14 protein-coding genes and 1 riboswitch are annotated in these 19,676 nt (G+C 42.8%); of the genes, 3 read left to right on the top strand and 11 right to left on the bottom strand.

Annotated elements, in window-relative coordinates:
- Positions 1 to 182: 182 nt before the first annotated feature.
- Entirely contained in the window at positions 183 to 1,631 is a 1,449-nt protein-coding gene (locus MR764_RS11660) for a S41 family peptidase (RefSeq protein WP_247979596.1), read from the bottom strand.
- Positions 1,632 to 1,722: 91 nt separating this feature from the next.
- A complete protein-coding gene (locus tag MR764_RS11655) occupies positions 1,723 to 3,822 on the bottom strand; it encodes an HDIG domain-containing metalloprotein (protein ID WP_247979595.1) in 2,100 nt (699 codons plus the stop codon).
- Positions 3,823 to 4,006: 184 nt separating this feature from the next.
- On the opposite strand from MR764_RS11655, the gene MR764_RS11650 reads away from it, so the two are divergent.
- Together MR764_RS11650 and MR764_RS11645 are read left to right on the top strand one after the other, a co-directional pair.
- Complete coding sequence (locus MR764_RS11650) at positions 4,007 to 4,807, top strand: C40 family peptidase (RefSeq protein WP_282189212.1); 801 nt, start codon at positions 4,007 to 4,009, stop codon at positions 4,805 to 4,807.
- 117 nt (positions 4,808 to 4,924) lie between these two features.
- Complete coding sequence (locus MR764_RS11645) at positions 4,925 to 5,347, top strand: NUDIX hydrolase (RefSeq protein WP_247979593.1); 423 nt, start codon at positions 4,925 to 4,927, stop codon at positions 5,345 to 5,347.
- Between the two features lie 9 nt (positions 5,348 to 5,356).
- Here MR764_RS11645 and MR764_RS11640 read toward each other — a convergent pair whose 3' ends face one another.
- The 5 genes from MR764_RS11640 to MR764_RS11620 are packed head-to-tail and all read right to left on the bottom strand — an operon-like array spanning position 5,357 to position 9,295.
- Positions 5,357 to 6,295 (bottom strand): MOSC domain-containing protein, encoded by a 939-nt coding sequence (locus MR764_RS11640; protein ID WP_247979592.1) that lies wholly within the window; start codon positions 6,293 to 6,295, stop codon positions 5,357 to 5,359.
- Positions 6,296 to 6,335: 40 nt separating this feature from the next.
- Positions 6,336 to 6,788, bottom strand: coding sequence for a cyclic pyranopterin monophosphate synthase MoaC (gene moaC / locus MR764_RS11635; RefSeq protein ID WP_247979591.1), 453 nt, complete (start codon positions 6,786 to 6,788; stop codon positions 6,336 to 6,338).
- Between the two features lie 3 nt (positions 6,789 to 6,791).
- Positions 6,792 to 7,592, bottom strand: coding sequence for a GTP 3',8-cyclase MoaA (gene moaA / locus MR764_RS11630; protein ID WP_247979590.1), 801 nt, complete (start codon positions 7,590 to 7,592; stop codon positions 6,792 to 6,794).
- A complete protein-coding gene (locus tag MR764_RS11625) occupies positions 7,576 to 8,751 on the bottom strand; it encodes a molybdopterin molybdotransferase MoeA (RefSeq protein ID WP_247979589.1) in 1,176 nt (391 codons plus the stop codon). Before MR764_RS11625 ends, moaA begins: the two co-directional genes overlap by 17 nt.
- Positions 8,744 to 9,295, bottom strand: coding sequence for a hypothetical protein (locus MR764_RS11620; protein WP_247979588.1), 552 nt, complete (start codon positions 9,293 to 9,295; stop codon positions 8,744 to 8,746). Before MR764_RS11620 ends, MR764_RS11625 begins: the two co-directional genes overlap by 8 nt.
- 64 nt (positions 9,296 to 9,359) lie before the next feature.
- Positions 9,360 to 9,497: riboswitch (molybdenum cofactor riboswitch) on the bottom strand.
- A gap of 191 nt (positions 9,498 to 9,688) precedes the next feature.
- Here MR764_RS11620 and MR764_RS11615 point away from each other — a divergent pair.
- Positions 9,689 to 11,173 (top strand): T9SS type A sorting domain-containing protein, encoded by a 1,485-nt coding sequence (locus tag MR764_RS11615; protein ID WP_247979587.1) that lies wholly within the window; start codon positions 9,689 to 9,691, stop codon positions 11,171 to 11,173.
- A 52-nt stretch (positions 11,174 to 11,225) separates the two neighbouring features.
- On the opposite strand, the gene ccsA is transcribed toward MR764_RS11615, so the two are convergent.
- From ccsA to MR764_RS11595, 4 genes are all read right to left on the bottom strand, one after another.
- Entirely contained in the window at positions 11,226 to 14,306 is a 3,081-nt protein-coding gene (gene ccsA, locus MR764_RS11610; RefSeq protein WP_247979586.1) for a cytochrome c biogenesis protein CcsA, read from the bottom strand.
- Positions 14,307 to 14,461: 155 nt separating this feature from the next.
- Positions 14,462 to 14,965: a cytochrome c family protein gene (locus tag MR764_RS11605; RefSeq protein ID WP_247979585.1), complete on the bottom strand. Its 504-nt coding sequence runs from the start codon at positions 14,963 to 14,965 to the stop codon at positions 14,462 to 14,464.
- A 90-nt stretch (positions 14,966 to 15,055) separates the two neighbouring features.
- Positions 15,056 to 16,558 carry a NapC/NirT family cytochrome c gene (locus MR764_RS11600; protein ID WP_247979584.1) on the bottom strand — a complete coding sequence of 501 codons (1,503 nt, stop codon included), beginning with the start codon at positions 16,556 to 16,558 and terminating at the stop codon, positions 15,056 to 15,058.
- Between the two features lie 251 nt (positions 16,559 to 16,809).
- Positions 16,810 to 19,659 (bottom strand): cytochrome c3 family protein, encoded by a 2,850-nt coding sequence (locus tag MR764_RS11595; RefSeq protein WP_247979583.1) that lies wholly within the window; start codon positions 19,657 to 19,659, stop codon positions 16,810 to 16,812.
- Positions 19,660 to 19,676: the final 17 nt, after the last annotated feature.

The following is a 19,676-nucleotide window of genomic DNA, read 5'->3' as shown; positions in this document are numbered from 1 at the left end:
TAAACGCGGTGGAAGATACCATAGAATGAGATAAAATCAAAATTCAAATATTAGGTAATCATCATTTGCACAAATTTTTACTGCTTTTTGGCAAAACGTTCAGATCGCCATCGCAATTAAGTTGCTGGTATGCAAATGGTTCTGTTTTTGTTTGTTTTTTGATTTTTGTTATGATCAAAAGATTATTTGAATTGATCCTTAATAAGTTTTGTATTGTCGTTGTCCATCAATAGGTTGCGCTTGTTCTTGTCGTATTTCGAAAAGGCTCTGTCAAACAATTTGTATGGGATATCTGTCTTTTTTGCACTCTTGCTTGCCACGATAGTCGTACCGGTAATATCTTCGATAGCTGCCTTAAACAACGGGTCGTTTTTGTCTCCCAGCGGGTAAGCGTTAAGCAGATCGTCGTCAACGAGAATATCGGGAATAAAACCATCTTTGAAATCAGTAACGCCCAGGGCGTTGGCATAGCGCAACACAATGGGTTGGAGGCCCCAGTTGTTAAACTCGGAATAATAGCTTTCTTTTTCGTAATAATCTTCCGGTTTTAGTGTAATCGAGGCGGTGTATTTTCCATAGGTGGTATCTCCCACAATTGTAACCGGTATGTAGGCATTTAATCCGGTAATGGTTAACTCCGAAGCAGAAGCGGTTTTGTAGCCGGTCAGGATGTGGATATTATCCAGGTCGAGTTTTACCGGAACGGAGTCGACGAAATTTACTTGTATTTGGCTTGTAAATTGTTTGTATTCAAAGTAATCCTGGTATTTGTCGTTCCATTGAAAGGTCACCAGTTTGTCGTTGTTGTTCACATACTCGATGGGGGCCAGTGAACTGCACAGGTGTTGTGCTGCCGATACCGTTCCTCCCGGATTGTAGCGAAGGTCGAGCACCAGATCAGTGATATTTTGCTCTAATAAGCCCTGAAGCGCCGTGTCAATAGCATCGTTGTACTCTGCGATATATTGGGCATAAAACAGGTATCCGATCTTATGCCCGCTTTCTTCAACAACTGCTGTTTTTAGTACCGGGTTTAATTGTAATTCAAGAGCGGTCATACTCACGCTGCTTCCCGGCGAAATTCCATCATTGCTTAATATTCCTAAGGTAACTTTAATGCTTTCGGCATAAACAAGGTCGGTGTAGTTACTTAGGGTAATATCGCCATCGTTAAGAAGCGCAATAATGTCTCCGCGTTTTAATCCGGCATTGGCAGCAGGAGTATTGGGATAAACATATTCTACAATCGCAAAAAGATTTCCTGTGTTGGAAAAGATACCAAAAGCCAGCGACCAGCCAAATGAAGTTTCGATTCCCTGGAAGCTGTTTTCCAGGGCCTCAACGTCATCCGTTATGTACGACCACTTATCATCTTCATACAAGAGCTTGCTGAAGTATTTTTTTGAATCATCTTCCTTGGTGTAATCGATGTCAGGAAGTTCATCGTACCAAAGGTATACATCAGACATAACGTCGAAGATAAACTTGTTGACATTTAAGGTGTGCTCAGGAATCGATGAACCCGGATCGGGCACTTCTCCTTCGTTACAGCCAAATAAAATGGTTAATACTAAAGCCGCAAGGAATGTGATTTTATTTCTGTTCCTGTATTTGTTGTTTAAAGTACTCATGCTCTGCTTGTTTACATCCCAATATTGCTTGTTTAGTCTTAAAACCAACAATTGGCAACTTCGGTTCATTTTATTGTATTAATACCGCTGGTTACTGTTGATTCCCTACCTGGTTTTGCTCTTTTTTTTCTTCCGGATATTCAATTCTTACATGGTAAATGTTCAAAAGCTTTTGAAGCAGAACTTCTTTTACTGTGGTAATATCGCGAAAGGTGAGGTTGGAATTATCCAGTTGTTTGTCTTCAATTTTTTGGTCGATCATACGATCAATCAATTCTTTTAGGTTGGCGTGTGTTTTTTCCTTCATGCTGCGCGAAGCGGCTTCAATACCGTCAACCAGCATTACAACCGCTGCTTCTTTTGACCGGGGAAGCGGCCCCGGGTAAATAAATTTCTTTTCATCCACATTTTCCTCCGGATGGTCTTCTTTGTGTTTCAGGTAAAAGTATTTGGCTTTGGTTGTTCCGTGGTGAGTGGCAATAAATTCAACAATGGGTGCGGGTAATTTATGTTTTTGAGCCATTTTAACTCCGTTGTGAACATGATCGATAATTACCTCCGCACTTTTCAGATGATCCAACTGATCGTGGGGATTCATTCCCATGGCCTGGTTTTCAATAAAATAAGTTGGTTTGGCAATTTTCCCTATGTCGTGATACAGGGCGCCGGCTCTTACCAGGAAAGGATTACCGCCAATTTTTAAAATCACTTCTTCGGCCAGGTTGGCAATTTGCATCGAATGCTGAAAAGTTCCGGGCGCTTCTTCCGACAGTTTTCGCAGCAAAGGCTGGTTACTGTCAGAGAGTTCAATCAGTGTAACATCGGAAACAAATCCAAAAACTTTTTCAAAAATATAGATCAGGATATATACCAGCATGATCAGTACACTGCTGATGGCAAACCACTGGGTAATTGAGTAATTAAACAATACAAAAGTGCCCTCGTGAATCAGGTTTAAGGCGGTAAAGACCGTGGTGTAAGTAAGAAAAACCCACAATGCGGCCAATGCCAGGTGCACACGCCGGTGCATTTTATTTAAGCTGAATACTGCAACAATTCCTGCAGAAACCTGTAGTAGAATGAATTCGTAATTGTTGGGTGCGTAAAATCCGATAAGCAGCGTTGAAATAACGAGCGTAAAAATTGCGGTTCGCGAATCAAAAAAGGTACGGACAACAATGGGCAGAATCGCAAAAGGCACCATGTAAATGTGTAGGGTCGGTAACGAACCAATGACATTGGCAATTAACACCATTGCTGTGATCATCATCAGAAGGAACAGCAATTTATTCATGTGCTCGATAATGTCGCGCCGGTAAATAAGCAGGAAGACAAAAATCAAGGCCAGGAGCGATACAATCAACAGGCTTTTCCCGATAGAAACCATGTAGTAATTAACATTTTTGCCCCGTTCTTTTTCGTAGCTGGCTTTTAGCGATTCAAGTAACTGGAATTTATTGCTGTCCACTACTTCGCCTTCCAGGATAATTCGTTCTCCCAGGCGAACCATGCCGCGTGTAAGCGAAATATTCTGCGTTACTTCATCAATCTCCTTTTGGGTTGTTTCTGCATCGTAACTCAGGTTGGCGCTGATGTATCGCTCGAACGGATGACTGTTTAACCAGCGCAAGGTGCTATTTCCGGTCGCCAGTTGTCGTTTAAACCGTATGATGGTATTGTAGGCTGATTTTTCGGAGAACAAAGAAGCTGTGTCGGTGCGGGTTACATTAGGCCCGATCCGTTTGCGTATGGCTGGTTTTCCCGCTATTTCGTTATACGAATCAAGAGAAAACTGCAAAACTCCTGCACTGTAAATTCTGTCGAGTTCATTGCAAAGATTTGTGATGATTTGCTTTTGCCGAAGTGTTAACGTGTCTTTTGTTAAGTAGAAGTCGTCTTTTAAACGCTGTATGTTATCACGGGCGACAGAAGTATCACAAACAAAATAGGGAATTACATTTTTTAGCTGCTCCTGTTTTTCATCCTCCAGTTCTTTGTCGGTTTTTAAAATCGCAAAATCAAACGGAGCCACCAGGTTTTCATGTTTCCACGGAAAACCTTTCTGGTATTCGTATTTGAATTTCGGTTCTCCGGGCAGGATAAAATAAAGAGCGACTGCAGTAAGTACAAACATTAATACCTGCAGAATAACTTTTGTATAATTTTTAAGTCTTTGGTAAAATTTATTCATAACGATGGTTCACGGTAAAAGTAGTTCAATTTATAATAATTGTTCAGACAGTGTTGCGCTGGCATCAAATTTAGTATGAAAAATACATGATTTCATCACAAGCGGTGCCCATTTTTTAATAGTTTTGTGCTGAAACAGGTGTGATTCCCGCCTTTGTGTAAAAAACTGAAATTATAGAACGCTGATGACCCACGGTATTTCCAATTTAAGCATTATCCCTGTGAGAAGGGAGCCTTCAGAAAAGAGTGAAATGGTGACACAGATCCTTTTTGGCGAACACTTTGAAATGAGGGAGCAAATGGTGGGTTGGACCAATGTAAAATTGGCTTATGACGGTTATGACGGATGGGTGGATAGCAAAATGATAACACCGATCACGGTTCGTACATTGAACAAAATTGAGAACAGCGCATCGGCCATAACTTCGGATATTATTACCATTGTCCCGGTGAGTGATGAACAAAACCTGATGTTAGTTGCCGGAAGCACGCTGCCGGTTTGGAGGCCTTACCTGAAGCAGTTTTCGGTAACGCGAGATACTTACCTGGCAACCGGAGAGGTACTTTACGGAGATGTAAAAGATCCTAGAGAAATTGTCATCCAGCAAGCGCTAAAATATTTCAATGCTCCGTATTTGTGGGGAGGAAGAACGCCTTTTGGAGTTGATTGCAGCGGATTAACTCAGATCATTTACAAAATGATTGGTATTCAACTTCCACGTGATGCCAGTCAGCAGGTGAAAATTGGAACTGCCATGAGCTTTGTTGACGAAGCTGAACCGGGCGATCTGGCGTTTTTTGATGATGACGAAGGTAACATTGTTCATGTTGGAATTATCTGGAAACGAAATAAAATAATTCATGCTTCGGGGCAGGTTCGTATTGATAATGTCGATCAATTTGGTATCTTCAACATCGATACGAAACGGTATACGCACAAAATGCGTGTCATGAAAAAGATCATCAAACAAAATGGAACGGATTGAATTCTTAATTTACCTGGCGATTTTTGTAGCCGTCGTGTTTCTGATTTTAAGGTATTGGAAAACCGGCCGGAAAAATGATTGATTACAGCTTACCTTCCATTCAAAACTTATACTGAAATGTATTCATATTCCTATCCTCGTGCCGCCTTGACGGTAGATGCCATTGTGTTTGTAAGGGAAAACAACGTTACCTGGGTACTTTTAATTGAGCGGGGCAGAGAACCCTTTGCAAATAAGTGGGCTTTGCCGGGTGGTTTTATTGATATGGACGAAACCCTGGAACAGGCCTGCATTCGGGAATTGCAAGAGGAAACCGGTTTGAAAGTGGAAGCCATGCAACAATTTCGTGCATACGATTCCATCGACCGCGATCCTCGTCATCGTACTATTTCAGTGGTACATTCGGTGCAGCTTGATGAAAAAAAGCCTGTTACCGGCAGCGACGATGCCAGCCGTGCCGACTGGTTTTTAATCAGCGAACTTCCGGCTTTGGCTTTTGACCACGCACAAATTCTAAACGATTTCTTTTCGCTGAAATAAAGATCCCAGTTAATGACTGTCGATCGAATGCAGCATCAGGAAGGAATGCATCAGAATTTTGTGAATTTCACTTAAATATTCGTTTACTGCTTTTGTGCTACCCGGCAGCGAGAAAACAAGTGTTTTGTTTTTTACTCCTGCGATCGACCGGCTGAGCAACGCACTGGGTTTTTCTGCCCCGTATTTCAGGCGGATCATATCCATAATACCGGGAATCTCCAGATCGATAAAAGAAGAAAAAACTTTGGGAGCAATATCCCGTGGGCCAATTCCGGTACTTCCGGTGGTATAAATAATGTCAAAACCTTGTTCCAGTGCAGTCTGTAACTCGCTTTCTAGCCGGTCTGGTTCATCGGGTATTACCGTTCTGTCGGTTTCACACCAATAGCCTTTGCCGGTAAACCAATCCCTGGTCAGTTTCTCGATAAGCGGACCGCTTTTGTCTTTATAAATTCCTTCATAGGCACGGTCGCTGAGGGTAATTACTTTTATCCGAAATGTTTTGGGAACATACTTCAATGTGTCATTTTCCTTCAATTTCCCGGGTTGAATTACCCTGCAAAAAATACCTTCGGTGGGCATCACACAATTTCCGGTAAGCTGAAAGATTTCGCAGTTGGTACCGTGGCACTTTTTGCCTATTTGTGTCACTTCAAGAACAACATCTCCGGACACAAACCGGTCGAAGGGTAAGGTTTTATGCACCTCAAAACCAAAAGTGGTAATGTTCTCGGCAAACTCCCCAAATTCAATTTTGCGGCCCAGTTCACTTTCAAAACGCTCGATACTTTCTGCAGCCAAGAGGCTCACCTGGCGGTGCCATTTTCCTGCGTGGGCATCTCCTTCAATTCCTTCAGACGTTAATAGAATCTCTTTTCGGGGCGTTTTAATTGTTCCCTTTTGTTCCGAGATATTCAATGATTTTATGGTGCAAAATTTTTGGTCCATTTTGGTTTTTTAATTCAGTAACACATTTGTTTTCGGAAGGTTATAGATCTTCTTTTTCCTTGGATTCAAGTTTAATGCCGCTCAAAACCATTTGTTTGTCGACAGCCTTACACATATCGTAAATAGTGAGGAGGGCAACATTAACAGCGGTTAAGGCTTCCATTTCCACTCCGGTTTGTCCGATGCAGCGAGTCAGGCTTTTTACTTCAACGCCCTTTTCTGTAACGCGGGTTTTTACTTCCACTTTGGTGAGTTGCAGCGCGTGACAAAGCGGAATCAAGCGTGAAGTTTCCTTGGCCGCCTGAATTCCTGCAATTTCTGCAATTGTCAGTACATCGCCTTTTTTGATCAGGTTTTCCCGTATGAGTTTTATGGTTTCGGGTTGAAGCTGAATAAAACCCGATGCGCGGGCCGTGCGAACTTGCAATGGTTTGTGTCCGACATCCACCATGTTGGCTTTACCTTCGTCGTTGATATGTGATAATTGGCTCATATTTTATCCTCCAATATTTGAAAAATCGTGAGTGGAACTACTTACCCCTTTTTCCGGTTTAAACTGAACCGCCTTTTGGTAAGCTTCTTCGATTCCCAGTTCGCGTGTGTTGTAACGTAGATCGGAATGCAGGCAGGGAACGATAAAACCATCAGCGGTAAGCCGCAAACGGTTGCAAATGTTGCAGACTCCACCATCACCGCCATCTACTGCATAAAATTCGCCGGTGCGCAGGTCCATTTGCCGGATAAAGCGCAACTTCAGGTTTCTGTTTTTGCAAAATTCCCTGACGGCCTGTTCATCCTGTTCATTTTCTCCCGGAATACGGACAAAGTTTATTTTAACCGGTAAAAGCCCGGCTTCCAAAGCTGCATCAATTCCTTTCAAAACGTCATCGAGGTTTCCCAGGCGGGTTATTTTTTTGAATTTTTCAGGATCTAATGTATCCAGACTAATGTTGACGCGGGTCAGTCCGGCTTCTTTTAATTGCCGGGCATATTTTGGTAGAAGAACACCATTGGTTGTCATACCGATTTCGTCGATCTCAGGAATTTCAGCGAGCATTTTTACCAGCTCCGGCAAATCTTTGCGAACCAGTGGTTCACCGCCGGTTAAGCGGATTTTTTTAATGCCCAACCGGGTTCCAACTTTTACAATGTCGGCAATTTCCCGGAAACTCAGAATTTCTTCGTGCGGTTTCCACGGAACACCTTCAGCCGGCATGCAGTACTCGCAGCGAAAGTTACAGCGATCGGTCACTGAGATGCGCAGGTATGTGATATGTCGGTTAAAGCGGTCTAACATAAACAGTTTCGCCTTTATTAATCGTGTTTGTTCCCAACGGTATTTCCATTAAGGCTGTAGCCGAAATAAGTGCATTGATATGTGCCGAGCCGTGAAAAGGTATTTCTTCAATCAAACCTTCTTCATTGAAAAAAACAGGTACAATGGCCAGCCGGTCTGCTTTTTTTCGTTGGAAATCAAAATTCAGTTTCGCCAGAATTCGGGTAGGAGCGTAGTTGGCTCCCATCAGTTGGTAAATAGCTGGTTTCGCCAGTAATTCGAACTGCACCAGTGATGAGACCGGGTTTCCGGATAGTCCGATAACAAATTTATTTCCCTTTTGCGAGAAGGTCATCGGATTGCCAGGTTTAAAGCCTGTGCGGTCCCAAAATATTTTGAATCCCTGTTCCTTTAAAATTTCAGGAATAAAATCGAAATCGCCCACTGAAGCACCACCTGTAAATATTACGATGTCAGAGTTTCCCAGTGCTTCGTTGAACGTTTGCGTTAGTAGTTCATAATCGTCTTTCAGCTGGAGGTTCTGCACCACTTCGAGGTTCATTTTTCGAAGTTGTGTGATCACCTGGCTCGAATTGCTGTTTCTGATCTGACCCGGTTGTGGCTTTTCTTCAGGTTTCACCAGTTCGCTACCTGTAGCAATCACTGTTATTTTCGGGCGCACCGAAACTTTTACTTTTGCATATCCTGCCCCGGCCAACACCGCCATTTGCGGAACACTTACCATTGTTCCTTCTTTTATCAAAATGTCTCCCTGGCGGTAGTTTTCCCCAATGTAACAAATGTTTCGGGCTGTTCGTGGATTGATGCAGCGAACCGTTTTTTCATTGATTGCTTCCGAATCTTCCACTTTAAAAACACAATCGCAACCATCGGGAACAGCAGCGCCTGTCATAATTTTTGAGCATTGATTACGACCTACTTGTTGGGTTGGCATCATTCCTGCCTGGATTACTTCCAGTACTTCCAGTTCATTAGCAATATCATCGATATGACAGGCATAGCCATCCATTGCCGATTTGTGAAAGGGCGGCATATTCATATCTGCCCGCACATCTTCGCGCAACACCCTGTTGTAAGCATCTTCCAAAGCAATTTCTTCGGTCTCGAATACTTTTGGAAGTTGTTTTATTGTTGATAGTATTTCGTCAAACTTATTCATGTTTTAGCTTAAACTCGTGGTCTGAAAATTCTATTCTGTTTATATCGAGATCAAAATTTTTTCCCGTGTTGTGAACGAAAACCGGTTTGTAGTCCAATAAATGCTTCTTTTGAATTTCCCTGTCTTCCAAATTCACAAAGAGAAAAAGTCCCGGTTTCACGTATTTATGTAATCCGCCCGATTCACAAACAATGGCGTCGTCGGGTAAAAAAGGTAAAAGGTGTGTCAGCGATTCACCCAGTGCATCCTTTTTTGTCATTACAAAAAGAACACGTTGGGCGCCGGCCTGAAGCATCAGTGAACTGTCTTTTTGCGTGTGATGTTTTTCTTCAAGAATAACAATATCGTTGTTTTTGAAAAGAATATCTTCCTTGTTGTGCAAGTGAAAATGTGGCGTAATTTTTAGTCCACACACGGTTGTTTGCTTCGAAAGCTGGTTGATAATACTGCAGGTAAGAAAGGTTTTTCCTACGTTACGTCCGTTGCCTGCAATCAGCAGCAGGTTGGGCAATGCAATTTTATTATCGACAGAGGAAATGATCATTCGCTCCTTTTTACCAAATTAACTTAAAAATATTGTGGAAAGCAAAGAGTTACACAACAGCAGATGTGTAAAAGACTCGTCTCCTTTCCAATTTATTCCCAATTCCGGGGAATGCGGGAGGATGACCTGTTTCCGGGACATCCCATCGGCCCAGACGCCATGACTTTGTTTTAGGCGCAAAGGCTCGGAGATCAATTGTGCTGCAAATATAATAAAGAATATAGATAATTAGATATGTCGTGGCCGGTGTGCAGAGAAACATATACTTGATTATTCCTGACAATTTGATTATCAATGAACCATATAGGCTTGAAGAGAAAATTCGGTCCTTTCATAAGTAAAGAAATAGAATGGCAAATAGCTATATTTGAATTCAATTTGATTTGGAAGAATATGAAGTTTCGATATATCTTTTTTTTACTTGTTTTGGGCTTGGCATTTGAAGGCCGGGCGCAGCTTGATTCGGTCAGAACACTTCCTGTTCCCGAGCATTCGCATGTTTTGGAAATCGATACTTTCCCGGGTAAAAATCAATTGCAACGTGATTTTTTACGCTTGGAAAGACCGCAAGAGCTTACCGGATTGCTTAATAATTTGACGGTGTCTCCCAAAACATTTCTAAAAAGCGCGTCGGAATATTTAAAGCTGGATAGTATTGTGGTATCAGACTGGCAGGATGAAACACAAACAGTAGAAAATACCGAAAAAATGCGTTTCGACGCTAACGCTGACGGGAGTGAAATGATACTTCGTTATTACAGTTGGAATACCGAAAACTGGCGTTGGAAGACCGAGCAGGCGAACTACTATTTTTTTGGAACGAACGGACGATTGGATTCGACCGAATACCAGGAATATGTAGTTGGAAATTACAAGCGATATATTCAAACGCAATACATTTATGAAAACGAGCTTCTTCGGTATACTCAAAGACGCCAAAAGATTGATGAGATTGAAACATGGGAAGAACTGGACCGGACAAAGTACACCTATGATTCTATCGGGCAGCTTACCCATGTTTATTCACAGAAACGTGATCCTTTCGACGATAGGTGGGCCACCTATTTTTACATTGAATATACGCGTGATACTCTAGGAAATGTGGTTCAGGAAACCGGTTACGATTATGAAGATTACGACGGTATTTCAACCCGGAAATATTACCTCACCTACGATTACAACGATTCCAACCGGTTGGTAATCATCACCGAGTTTGTGAAAGGCTGGCAGGAAGGACAGTTTGTTGAAGATCGTAAGCAGGAAAATAGTTACGATGAAAATGGTCAATTGAAAAGTGAAACATACTATAATTGGGAATACGATTCTGATGGATGGTTGGAGGATACCAGGTTGGTTTACGATCATACTGTAAGTGGAGGAGAGCTTCAAACGGTGGTTAGTCAGGATTGGAACGGGCAGTGGTTGGACAAAAGAAAGGCGCTTTATCTGACGAATCATTTTTATACGATCGATGAGGTGCTGCATGCCGATTTTCTGGATGCTTTTGTGCCGATGGTAGTAATCGACAGTATTGTATGTGAACGCATTGAAAAGTCGATTCTACAAAATAATGCATGGACCGATGCCGGATTGACTGCCTATTATTTTTCCACCGATTGGCCTACCGGAACGAATGATATTGAGACTTCAACTGTGCGCGTTTATCCAAATCCTGTTTCTGATTTTTTGAACATCGAAACCGGTTTTCAGGATGTGGCTTCTTGTGTGTTGTATGATTTGGCTGGAAGAGTTGTTCACCAAACTCAAATCACAAGCCGCTTAACGATGGATGTTTCCCGGTTGACTTCAGGATTTTATATCCTGGAAGTACGGCACGACAACGAAACGGTTTATTCGGGAAAACTGATAAAAAAATAAGACCACCCCAATACAAGATCAGAGTGGTCTTCCTTATATGAAATCCTATATTTTATTCTTCCAGCTCTTCAGCAGGTGTCGGCTTTGCTTTTTCCGCCATATAGGCCGCAACTACCACGATGACAACCACTACAATTGCAATGTAGACTCCCGATGGAATAGGGGCGGGTTCGCCTTGTGCATACGAATGCAGTCCTGACAAATAGTAGTTCACACCAAAATAAGTCATCAAAACTGAGCTGATGCCAAGCACAGCGGCAGTACTCATCGCAAAATTACCTCTCATACCCGGAATACGGTGCATGTGTGTTATAAACGTGTAAACGATTACGGTTACCAGCGCCCAGGTTTCTTTGGGATCCCAACCCCAGTAACGGCCCCAGCTTTCGTTGGCCCAAACACCTCCCAAAAACGAACCTACCGTCAGCATCAGAACACCAATGATGAGGGCAATCTGAATGATATTAACCAGTTCACGAATGGTAAGATTGATGCGTTGTGCATTGTTTTTATTCTTAAAGATCATCAGGATCAGGTTAAGGAACCCGAGTAGTGCGCTGATGCCCAGAAATCCGTAGCTGGCAGTGATAATGGCCACATGAACGATCAGCCAGTATGATTGCAACACGGGAACCAGGTTCGTAATCTCCGGACTCATCCAGCTCATTCCGGCTACCATCAGCGTTAAACCAGCCAGAACCGAAGTCAGCGAAAGCGTGATCTCTGATCGTTTGGCAAAAATAAGTCCGCCCAAACAAGTTGCCCAACTAATAAACACCATCGATTCGTAACCGTTGCTCCAGGGGGCATGTTCCGAAATGTACCAGCGAATGCCAAGACCGGCCGATTCTGCCACAAATAATATGAAAATGAAAATCAAGGCCAGGTTTTTCAGCCATTTGATCTGAATCTTCGGATTAAACAGGGTAATCAGCTGTAAAACCAGAAGGATAAGACCCGTAAACATGAATATCTTTGACAGCTTTCCAAATATGTTGAGCTTGTTGTACAGCACTTCCAGTTTAACCTTGGTTGACGACGGAGAAATTTTGGCCCCGTACTTTTCCTGGTAGGTTTTCAGATTGCTGAGCAGCTGGCTGGCCGTTGCCCAATCGTTACTAACAACCGAACCGAAGTAGCTATCGATGGTCTGTTTGGCAAATGCAGCTTGTTCGGCGGTCATTTCGCTAGTTTCGTTTACCGATACCCATTTGTGGTTGTCGTCGCCGGGAATCGGGAAAACATTCAGAAAATCCTGGTTAAAAACACGCATCAGAATGTTTACGCGTTCATCAACGTTCATTACTTCCTTGTCGAGTTTGTTTCGTTGATTGCTCTTTTTCGCATAAGCTTCCTGAACCATCGTGTTCAGTTTGTAGCCGCCCATTTCGCGGGGAGCCACGATGGAATTAAAGCTGGCATATTTACCTTGTTCACCCAGCATTTTCCGAAGCTCAGGATTGGCTACTTTAATGATTGGAATGTTTTTCCATTTTTCGGGATTGGCCTGCATATCCAGAAAAACTTCAGTTGGCGTCAATCCTTCCCAACTGGTTTTCTTGGCTACTTTCCTTAAAATTTCAGAGGCAATGGTCGAAACCGGTTCTACACGTCCTTTGCGGCTTTGCACCAACAATTCGTCAAAGGCTTTCACATGGTCTTTGTTCATGTTGGTAGTAGCCGTTTGAGAATGCGCTGAGACAGAAAGTAGCATTCCGACAATCAATGTAACCATCAATTTTTTGCGCTCGGCTCTGAGTTTTGCCGAGGCTTTTAACAGGCTTTTAAAGCGGCTGTTTTTGTTGAAAAGGGTAAGCAGCATGCCAATGGCCATAATCAGGTATCCGAAATAAGTTACCGATGTTCCGGCTTTATCGCTGTTTACCGAAAGGATGGTACCTTCTTCATCGGTATCGTACGACGACTGGAAAAAGCGGAATCCTTTGTGTTTCAGAATATTGTTCATGAAAATGCGGTAGGGCATTTCAAAGCTTCCGTCTTTCAGTACGACTTCACTGGCGTACGATGACGGACTGTTGGATCCGGGATAACGTTCCAATTGAAAATCTTTCAAATAAATAGAGAAGGGGAGTTGAATGATCTTTGATCCGTATGAAATGGATACTTCAGTTCCGTTGATCTGTGTTGTATAAAAGTCTCCCACCGTTCCGTTTTGTCCGTATACCACAAGTTCTTTGCTTTCTTGTCCCGAAGTGATGGTTACTTTCATCGCGTCTTTTGTGGGCATTCCACGTTGTGCCTGCTGATAAACCAATTGCGTTTTTCCTTTTTGTAAAAACTGTTTCATTGCAAAATTCAGGTCTTTGAACGTGTATACCTTTTGGTTATTGATGGCTATCGCTGAGTCGGCAGGAATAAGCTCAGGTGATGTTGCACTCATTTCGGAGGCCAGCAACGAATCGGATGAAGTCAAAAGCATGTTTCCGTCTACCATTTTAAGTTGAAGGTCGACTTTTGAGTTTGCTTCAAAACCGATGGCAGTCGGGCCAAAGTATTTTACATCGCCTTGGTGCAAGCTAAAATCAGTGCGGGATCCGTTATAAATTGCGATCAGGGAAACAATGGGCTGACCGTTGGGATCTACCACCAGATTCTCAGCGGCAGAAGGCATAAAAATCTCATTTTTAACATGAATGGTTTGTCCTCCGATTTCGATGTTTTCCGAAAATGCATTAGCGGTATAGGGTGAAAATTTAATTTCTTTCTCGGTCTCAACTGTTTCATTGCCCGATGTTGCCTTAATGGTTACATAGTTGGCTTCTGAAACAATAAAGTCGGATGATTCTCCTTCGCGGATGTGCATCGAACCTTCAAAACCATAGTAACGGGTAATGGCTGCCCCGATCAGAATAACAATAAATGAAAGATGAAAAAGTAGCACAGTCCATTTTTTTCGGCTCACCAATTTGTATTTAAAAACGCTGCCAATCAGGTTTATACTGAGAATTGTCAGCAGGATTTCAAACCAGGTGGAATTGTAGATGAGTATTTTTGCGGTTATTGTTCCGTAGTCGTTTTCAATAAACGTAGCATAAGCTATGCCGATAGCAAAAATGACCAGAAGTATTCCGGTAAAAAACATTGAAAAGATAAATGAAAGAAACTTTTTCATGATAATATTTTGGATTTATTAGAGGAGCTGAATATAGTTAAAAGCATTTTATTCAAGCCATTTCATTCTACAATTGGTTTGGTGAGCAGGTATTAAAAAAATTCCTTTGTTCCGGAAAACAAAGGAATTTTCAAGAATAAAGTTAAAACAAACCTTTATTTGGTTGTTGGATCGTCGTGAGCAATAACTTTTACAAATTCAGCGTAATTCCAAGGTTTTTTAGCTGCCACGTGACCTGCTGGTTTTTCACCAAGATGACAAGCCTTGCAGGTAGCTTCGTTAGGCTCGGTCATACCTTTGGAAAGCGCCATCTCTTTGTTTTTCATTATGGCAGCCGTTTTATACATGCTACCTGGGCCATGGCACGATTCGCAAGAAACACCATCCTGAACGGTAAGACCTGCTAATAACGATTTGTCTACGCTTCCTGCGGTTGAATGACATTTCAAACAGGTTGGATCATTAGCTTCGTCACCTTTCAGCGATTTCATGGCGTTGGCGTGCTTACTTGCTGCCCATTGGTTGAATTGTTCGCCTTTCTCAGGTTTGTTGTGACACATCTTGCACTTTGCGGCGCCGATGTATTTGTACGTCTGAGCAAATGAAACAGAACTGATAAAAAGGGCCAGTCCCATCAATAACAATAATTTTTTTACCATAACATTACTATTTAAATGATTAACTCAATATTTCAAATCACATGCCATTTGGTTTTATGAATGGCTGTTTTAGCTTATTTATATTCATTACTAATATAGTGCAGAATGACAAGAGGAGCAAAGTTCTTCCTGCCAAACATCACCAATATCAACGGGATGTTCAAATGTCAACGGATTTTGCGAATTGGCATAAGTCAACGTATCGGCAGTGCCTTGAGCAACAATATTATGACACAGGTTACAATCCTTTGAAATAACTTCGCCGCTGTCGGCCGTATGACGATTGTTGTGACAACGGTAGCATCCGTCTGATTCCATATGGCCAATGTTGTTGGGGTATTCTTTCCAACTGGCTTTCATATACGGAAATATGTTGTTGGCATAGCCATTCTGAATTTCCTGAATCGCCTTCGCAATTTCTTCTTTTTTAGATTCTGCTATTTCCGGGTAGCTCGAATCGAACCACTCGTTAACCTGAGTTTTTATGGCGAAGAAAGCGCTGTCTTTGGTTGGATAGTCCTGGTACAAAGCCAGCATCGCAGCCATTTTAATGGCCGGAAGTTCTGTGGATATTTTCCCTTCGGCCATCGATTTGTCGATGAAATTCTGAGGAGCATTGTAATTGTGCGACGGACGGTTGTGGCAATCCAGACAATCCATTGTCCTGGTTTCCAGTGAATCCAGCTGGGCTTCTGACAAGTAGTTATCGCTGTCGGTGTAAATCTTTACTTCTCCGGTTTTTGTATTGGTATATTTCACCCACGGAATGACTTGCCTTTTCTCGTCCACTGCTTTGTATTCAATTTTTACGTCGGGACTGATATGCTGGTGAATTCCTTTTTCAAGTCCATTGGCTGTTTCACGGGTACTTGTTTTTACCTGAAGGTGAATGATTTCTTCGGTATTCTCTTCGTCGGTAAGAAACGAATGTTTCATTCGCAGTTTCCGGTCATAAAATTTTTCGGGCCAGTGACATTGTTCGCAGGTTTCCTGTGCAGGACGTAAGTTGGCAATAGGTGTTGGAATTGGCTGCGGATATTTTTTGGCCATCACCGAATATACCTGGTACAAGCCCGAAAGCTTACTTTTCACGTACCAGCTGGCTCCCGAACCAACGTGGCATTCTACACAGGCTACTCTTTCGTGCGACGAGCCGTGATACGTGGTGTATTCCGGTTCCATTACCTGGTGACACAGTTTTCCGCAAAATTCAACCGACTCGGTTAAGTGAAATGCTTCGTAACTTCCAATGGAAGAAATAATAAGCAGGAAAACAGTCCCCACAATAAATATGATGGACGCATTTCGGGTGGCAATGTTGTTAAAGTCGATAATGGGCCAGTTTACCTGTTTCCCTTCTTTCTCGGCTTTTCTTGCTCTTCGTTTGTAAATACGCATCCCGATTGGGATCATAATTAGCCCGGTGATCATAAATCCCGGGAGGACAATGTATATAAACAGCCCAATGTAAGAGCCCCCAAATCCGAAGAAATAATTCAGGATCATTAAGGAAAGGATGGAAGCCAGGTTGAAAACAGCCAGCAAAGCCCCCGCTATTGAAATCCAGTTCTTGATCGATGATGGTAGTTTCATAATCCTTTAGTTTTAATGAGCTTAGCAATGTATTTTGTCGACGCAATTTGGCGAAATTCAACTAAACTTTCAATACTCCGCAATAATTTAAAAGACTTCTATATACCGGAAAATATTGTGAAATTATGTTAGTAAATGTTGCCTTTGTTTTGTCGTCAATAACTCATGCTAATGTTGTTAATACTGTATTTTAATCAATTTCGTTTCTTATTTTTTATAAGTCACAAATCACATTTTTCAAAAGTCGTTTTTTAATGAAAAATCAGGGAATAAATGATCAATCCAATCAAAACCACACCGGTAAAAAGCGCAACAAAGCCAAAAATTTTGATCCAAAGCATCTTTTGCGGAGAAAATTCTTTTTCCACCAGCACATCTTTCAGCTTACCCGATTTCTCCAATTGTTCGTATTCATGCGGTCTGTCAGCCTTGTACTCTTCTGCCGGAACATAACCGGTAAAGATTACAGTGTCCATCGGGAATGACTCCGGACGAAGATGGGTATTAAAGAAATGAATCGAGAAAATAAAGCCAACGGCTAGCAAAGCTTCATCGCTGTGAATGATCTGAGCAACGTTGATCAGCCAACCCGGAAGTATCCGCGTAAAGATTTCGGGGAACCAAAGCATTAACCCCGTCGATCCGATTACCATTACTCCCCAGAAAACAGCAAAATAGTCGAACTTTTCCCAATAAGTCCAGCGTCCGTAGTTTGGACGGGGACCAACCCCGGTGAACCATTTGATTGATGCCCAAAAGTCCTTGATGTCTTTTCGGTTAAACATCAGTGAATTACTGCTGAATATAAACTTACTTACTTTTATTCCCTTTTGATATTTGATTTTAAGTAACGACACTACGTGGAAAATAAAATAGCCGAACGTAATGATGGCTGCAAAGCGGTGGATCGATCCGGCAACATGCGCGCCGCCAATCAACCCTGACAAAAATTTAGCCCAGGGCATATAGGCAAACTTCAGTATCATTCCGGTAAGGGCCAGAAGAATAAAGCTGCAAATCACAAAAATATGGGTGATCCTGTTCTTTTTTGAAAACCGCCGGATATACCATTGCTTCCCCACCGGTTTGGGATGACTTTCGCGTTTGATAAGTGTTCCCAGCGAGCGAGGCAGCCACAGTAAGGTATGTAAGCCAAAGAAGGCAAAAACACTCAGCAACAAGGCAGTCATGGCCCAGAAGGTGTAATATAACCATGGGAACTTACTTCGGTCGTAATGCGTGGCGTGCGTGAGATAACCGGTAAACTTCATGTTGGCATCCGTATGGCATTTCTGGCAGGTGGCAACAATGTTTCTCGGATTTATAGTGGATTTCGGATTGTCCATCGGGTAGATGTTGTGGGCGCCATGACAGTCGGAACAACGCGCAGCTTGCAAGTATCCCAATTGATGTACCTTTCCGTGATAAGTTTCCAGGTAAGTTTCAGCTAAATCTTTGTGACATTGTCCACACTGGTCGGTGATTTCAGACATAAATTTGTCCTGGTGAACTTCCGAAATATGATGCGCCGTGTGGCAGGTTTCGCAGGTCGGGAACTTTAACTCGCCGGTATTGTTCTGATGGCCGTGTTCACTGGCAATATATTCGTCGTAGATCCCTTTGTGGCATTTTCCACAGGTTTTGGCCAGGTTGGCCGGATTGACCGACGAACGCTCGTCGTTTTCTTTCAACATAAAATGCGTAGTGTGGCAATCGGTGCAAACGGCGACCGATAAAAGCCCTTTTTCTTCAAGGCTGCGACCGTGTACACTCGTTGAATAATCGGCAAAAGCATCCCTTTCTTTTAAATCGGTTCCGTCCAGCGCTTTGCCGTTGTTTTTATGACAGTCGCCGCAAAGTTTTGGAATAGACGAACGAAATACCGGCGAAGTTTCATCGTCGTTCTTTTTTACCAAATGCGTTCCGTGGCAAGTGGTACAATAGGGCGCATTTTCGTGTTTCGAAACATAAGCGGTTCCATGGCCGCTGTCGAAGTAAATTTCGGCTTCTTCAGCATGACAGTTGGAGCAGTCGACCTTGCCAGCTGTTTCGCAGGGGCGCGACAAGGTAGCGGTTACGTCGGAGTGGCATTTTACACAAGTGATATTATTGTGGGCCGAAACGGTAAGTTCATTTACATCGACATGTAATGATACCTGCTGGTTATTAACCGTCATCTGAATGTCGGGGCGTTCATGGCATTTCAGGCAGGTCCGGTCCGAAATGTTCTCTACCAGGTTCTGCATTTCCACTTTATGCGGAGGGTGGCAATCGGTACAGGCAGGAATTGCTCCCGGCTTTTTTTCCCACAATTCCCGGTTAATGATTTTTGTATGAACATCCTCGATCCGGGCATGGCATTTCATACAGGTTGACGCAATATTCTTCTGCGAAATACTTGACCGGCTATTGGTGTGAGGAAGTATCAAATGATTTCCATGGCAGTCGTTACAGGTGGCTGTAACAATCAATCCGGCATTGAATAGTCCCCGCCCGTGAATACCCTGACTGTAGTTTTCGAGGATATTGCGTTCTGAGATGTTGTAAGCCCTGGCAACCGGGGCTCCTTCGCGGTGACATTTACCGCAAAGCACGGGAATATTCATTTTATAGGTTGGCGACTTGGGATTGCTGGCGGGAATAATCTGATGGGTGCCGTGGCATTCCGAACAATTGGGGGCATTTCTGTCGTTTCGGAGGAAAGCCTGCCCGTGTATGCCATCCAGAAAATTGGACATGGCATCGTCGTGACATTCGCCGCAATTCACCGGCTGCAGGGTGTCGGGGTGAGGAAAATCTTCGACAGCTGCATCGGTGTGACACGAGATACATTCGAGATAACTGTGGACCGAGTTGGCCAGTATGTCTCCCGGAATATATCTTGAAACTTCTCTTCCTTTGCGAATAGCAGTTAAGGAAGGATCGTCGTGACACATGGCACAATCTTCATTCGACTGCGCAAAAACAGCCGCCGAAAAGAGTAGTACCGTTGATAGGGCACTTAATTTCCTCTTCAGTTTTAGAAAACGATGCGGAGAGCTGGTCAATGTTATTGAAGCCAACTTCTCCGATAAATCAAAACAAATACTTCTCCTCCGCATAATAATTAGTTTCTGGT

It is taken from the genome of Maribellus sp. YY47 (assembly GCF_023111095.1).
GTDB lineage: Bacteria > Bacteroidota > Bacteroidia > Bacteroidales > Prolixibacteraceae > Draconibacterium.
This window is presented reverse-complemented; position numbering and strand designations above follow the sequence as displayed.